The sequence below is a fragment of the Akkermansia sp. UBA7090 genome, from assembly GCF_002493465.1.
In the GTDB taxonomy this organism is placed as follows: Bacteria; Verrucomicrobiota; Verrucomicrobiia; order Verrucomicrobiales; family Akkermansiaceae; genus Akkermansia; species Akkermansia muciniphila_A.
On sequence record NZ_DKYW01000015.1, the window covers coordinates 1 to 4934 of the forward strand.

1 protein-coding gene and 1 pseudogene are annotated in these 4934 nt (G+C 52.1%); one reads left to right on the plus strand and one right to left on the minus strand.

Annotated elements, in window-relative coordinates:
• Positions 1-1494 (minus strand): annotated as a pseudogene (locus tag B3075_RS05450) (hypothetical protein); the annotation flags it as partial.
• 249 nt (positions 1495-1743) lie between these two features.
• Here B3075_RS05450 and B3075_RS05455 point away from each other — a divergent pair.
• Positions 1744-4934 (plus strand): hypothetical protein (locus B3075_RS05455; protein ID WP_290492040.1); only part of this gene is annotated, 3191 nt, incomplete at its 3' end.

Genomic DNA, 4934 nt, shown 5'->3' on the forward strand with positions numbered 1-4934 from the left:
TTCGGAGGCGGTGGGCATCTGGCCTCCCCAGAAAAGGGGGCTGGAGTGCTGCCATGTCTTGGCCCGGTAGTCCTTGCCCTCCGGATAGGCTCCAATCACGGGGGGCTTGCCCCATTTTACCGATACTCCATAGTAGGCGACAAACGTGGAGTCCAAAGAGGGCGTGCCGTATTCGCCCGCTTTTTTAGCTTCTTCATTGGTCCCTTCGTTGCGTTCCCACATTTCTGCGGGAAGTTTAATTTGGTCAACAAGAGGTTTTTCCCAGGCGCCCCAGTTCAGGTTGAGGATGGCCGGCATGGTCTTGGAGAAAATTTCTATTTCCGCCGTGCTTTTCCCATTCAGGGAAGAGGAACTGTTCATTTTGTTGGGATCCATCAGGCCGGCCCCCATCACGAAGGTTCCCAGGGCTTTGGAGGCACCCTTGTCTCCGTATTTGACGGCGAGAACATGATTGTCCGGCGTTCCGTTGAGCCGGCTGGTATCTTCCGCGAAGATAACGGAAGCCTTGGCAATGCCTACCTGGTTATATCCGCTGCCGTCCAGAAGTTCATAACGGACGCCGTCCGTCAGGTTGACGGCATAAGAGCTGACTTGTCCCGGTTCCTGGGACCATCCCTCTTTGAGCGGGAATCTGTCCGGTTTGAAATCACCGCTGTTGGGCTTTGTTTTGTAAACTTCGTTACCGTTGGCGATATTGGAAACGACCGGCTGGGCAAAGACGACGATCTCTCCTGCTTTCAAGGTGGAAGGCTCTCCCTTGACGGTGGAACCGTCACTGTTAAGTTTGGCCGTAGTCCTGAAAGAGGCGCCGAAATCCGCCACCTGGCGGTTGTTATAAGAAGCGTTCAAATAGGGGATCAGGCAGGATTCTCCATAATTGGAGAGTGCATTTTCATCCAGTTGGTTCCATGCGAATTTAACATTATGGGAAAGCAGCAGGGGCATGAAGCGGTGCTCGCCGAAGTAGGCTCCCCAGACGCCTCCATTGGCCCCGGTCAGTTTCATATCCACATTATACGGATTCCACCAGACATAGACGGGAATGACGGCGACACGGAAGTCAATCCATCCTCCGCGGTTGGGGTGCTTGTTGCCGTGTCTGACATAGTTAAGCCCTACGAAGGAATAAAAGCGCAGGAGGATGGGATGGCGCATGTACGTGTGGCGGTTGTCCATCATCTCCATGCTGGCTGCGGAGTCCGCCGCAATCAGCGTGCTGGGAGAGCTTCCGTTCCATTGCAGGGTGGCGGAGGCATCCTGGCCTTCCCTCTTCGTGGAGGAGTCCCACACGTTCGCCCACAGGTAAAGCTGGTTCCAGGAGCCGATCGGCCGGTTCTGGTCCGACGGGTTGCCGTCCTCGGACGTGTACGGACGCAACCCTATGTCCGCCGTATCGCCGCGAAATTCTTCAGGAAGTTTTTCCTGGGAAAACATAATGTTGAGGTCTTTCTTAAGACCGCCGAATTTAGAATCCGATTTTTCTATAAAAATCATAATATAAACCTTTAAGAACGGAATTGGATAAAAATGCGATTTTTCTTGCCTTATTTTTCTTTCCAATTGTCCCGGAGCCTGTTTGCCCTGCTCAACGTGTGCCCTGTTGAACCAACTTTGAGCTTGCATGAACTGCCTCTTTTTTGTATTGGCTAGAGTTAAGAATTGGCTCTTCGCACCTTCGTGACAGCAGAGGTTTTTCCTCCTCACACTCGAACGGAAAGGGGCCTGCCGGAACCCATCATTTTCATGAAGATCAAACTTTTCACTAAACGTCCTGCCAGGCATGTCAGCAAGGGGTTTGCCCTGATTGCCACCATTACCCTGATGATGCTTTTGGCCCTCCTCAGCGTCGGCCTTTTAACCATTGCATCTTCACAGGTCCGTATTTCCGAGAAACAGCTTTTTGCGGCGGAGGCCAAATCCCTCGCCAGATTTTCCCTGGAAGTAGCTTTGGGCCAGCTTCAGTGTGAATTGGGCCCTGACCAGCGTGTTTCCGCCAATTCCGGCATTCTTTCTTCCGGAACCAGCGAAGGAAACGCCCCTTATATTCTGGGTGTCTGGAACAGCTGGGATTCCTGGCTCAATACGAATAACTCCGAGGGCATGAACATCTCGGCCACCTATGATACAGGAAGAAAATCCATGTTCCGCCGCTGGCTCATTTCCGACCCTGACCTGCGCAGACTCAGTTCCCTGGAAGCGGGTAAAAACCTGTTGGGCAAACGTTCTCTCTCTAACCAGAACTTCCGCAGCGTCGCCCTGGTGGGACCAGGCACGATAGGGACGCCCGTTGGAGCCAGGAATCAGGATAAAAAGGAAATCTACGCCCGCATGGTGCGCGTAGATGATTCCTCCAAGACCACAGGACTGAAAAAGAATGCCAACTCCCGTAAATATATAGCCTGGTGGGTCACGGGGGAAAACCAGAAAGCGCGTATCAATTTGATGCCGCATGCTTCTGAAGAAAGTACGGATGCCCTGACGGTGCTGCGTTCCACCTGGGATACGCCCGGCCCCGATCTGGAGTCTCTCAATCTTTCTTCCGTAATGACGGCGGGATCCGGGAACGACATGTCCGCAGTCAGAAAGCTTATCTCTCTTGATTCTCTGCTGGCCAACAATAAAAACGGACGTTTGAAGGATTTGGGTGACGTTTACCACGACATCTCTCTGGTTTCTTCCAGTTTGCTGACGGATTCTAAATTCGGTGGATTAAAAAAAGACTTGAATATCATATTTTCTCAAGAAAAACTGCCTGCGGAATTTCGCGGCGATACGGCGGACATAGGGTTGCGTCCGTACACGTCCGAGGACGGCAACCCGTCGGACCGGAACCGGCCGATCGGCTCCTGGAACCAGCTTTACCTGTGGGCGAACGTGTGGGACTCCTCCACGAAGAGGGAAGGCCAGGATGCCTCCGCCACCCTTCAATGGAACGGAAGCGCTCCCAGCACGCTGATTGCGGCGGACTCCGCAGCCAACATGGAAATGATGGACAACCGCTACACGTACATGCGCCATCCCATCCTGCTGCGCTTTTATTCCTTTGTAGGATTGCTCCTGACAAATCACCAAAACAAACCGTTAAATGATGGTTTAGATGCAGATGGAGGATTTCACGCTAGAGCCGGAGGCGGGTTTGTTGATGTCAATTTGGCCATTATTCCCGTGTACGTCTGGTGGAATCCATATAATGTGGACATGAAAATGCAGGGCGGAAACGGAGCGCCATGGGGAGCATATTTTGGAGAATACAGATTTATGCCGTTATTAACTAGCGGCAATTTTGACGTATGCAATATTGGGAGACGGGATTTTTATGGTATTAATGAATCTTGGCTGAAGGATTTGACGAGAAAGTATGAATATCCCATGACTCCATACAATGGAATGAGCCAACTGTTGTGGAACGGTCTTGGAATGCGGCAAATTGCAGATTTTGGCGCATCATTCAGAACCGATACGACTATTAACAATGCTTCCATCAAGAAAGGCTCTATTCCTATTTTAAAATCAGGAGAAATAGTCATTTTTTCCCAGCCTTTAGCCTCATATGAGGATATTATTACCATCAAAAGAGATAATACGGATAGTTGTGTGGATGGAGTTCCGTTCAAGGAAGGATGGAGTGCCACTCCCTCCCAAGCCTCTCCTTATTCTGTAGAATGGAAGGCAGGATTACTATATAAAAATTTAGATGGAAGTAATTATGAAATGGAGCCGTTCCCTGGATTATCCAATCCAATAGGGACAGCGACAGCAAGTATTGAGTTTGCTCAATCCTATGAAGAAATACAGGGCACGTATTTAAAGCCGCAGGGGGATAAAACTCCTCAAAGCCATCTTCTGGCTAATAGATTTACAGACAATTATGACGCTCGTTCTAATAAACTGGGAACTTTTGTTATGGGCGCTGGCTTAATGAATACTTCTGGAAATACTGCCTCCATTCAGTTAAACGGAAGCTCTACAGAAGAACCCAAGGCTTTTGATAAATATATGCCTGCTGTTCTTAACTTGAACTGGGGCGTCTGGGAAAAACCTCTTGTCGATAACATTCGTATTAAAGCGGCTCATTACGATAATCCGGGTCAACCTGATCTAAAAAATGAACAAAAATTCAAAGAATGGCTCCAAGGGAAAGACGGAGCTCCAGACAAGGATCCTGAGTTTGTAGCCTACTACGGAGTATCAGTAAAATGGGGCAAGCCGCCCGTGATTGGAGCCTACCCGGAGGGCAAGGACTACCGCGCCAAGACATGGCAGCACTCCAGCCCCCTCTTCTGGGGCGGCCAGATGCCCACCGCCTCCGAACTGGGGCGCCTCTACAGCCCGTACCAGTTTGAAGTCAAGAACGCCAACAGCGACTTCTTCCCCATCACCATCTCCAACATCCTTTCCAACGACGGCACCAGGCTCTCCCCCTTCGGAGGGCCGGGAGCCGAACAGGTCAACAAGATTGTCGCCGCGGAGCTTCCCTTCCAGCAGCCCTCCAGCCTGGCCGGCTTTGCCGGATGCCGCCTCACCCCGGGATGGTACAGGAGTGATTCCAAGGCGGCCATCGCCAAGCGCTTCGCCTACCAGTCCGGCGTGCCGGGCGTAGGCATCGGCAACGCGTTTGCCGATCCCATGCTTCCCGCCGACAAGGTGTTCTCCCACAACGAAATCATGGGGGACGCCGCCCTGGGGGACTTCTGGGACCACGGCCTGATGATCAACGACGCCCTCTGGGACTCCTGGTTCGCCTCCTCCCTGGCCGCCCGCCCTTCCAGCCTTGGGGGCACGGGCAGGGAAGAACTGAAAACCGTTCTTCAGCAGGCTTTCTCCACGGACGCTTCCTCCAACAGGGCCTCCGGCATCGCCAACCGCCGCTTCATGCCCGACCTTCAGGGCAAACCCTCGGAAGCTGTCGTCGAAGAACTCGCCAGGACGGACGA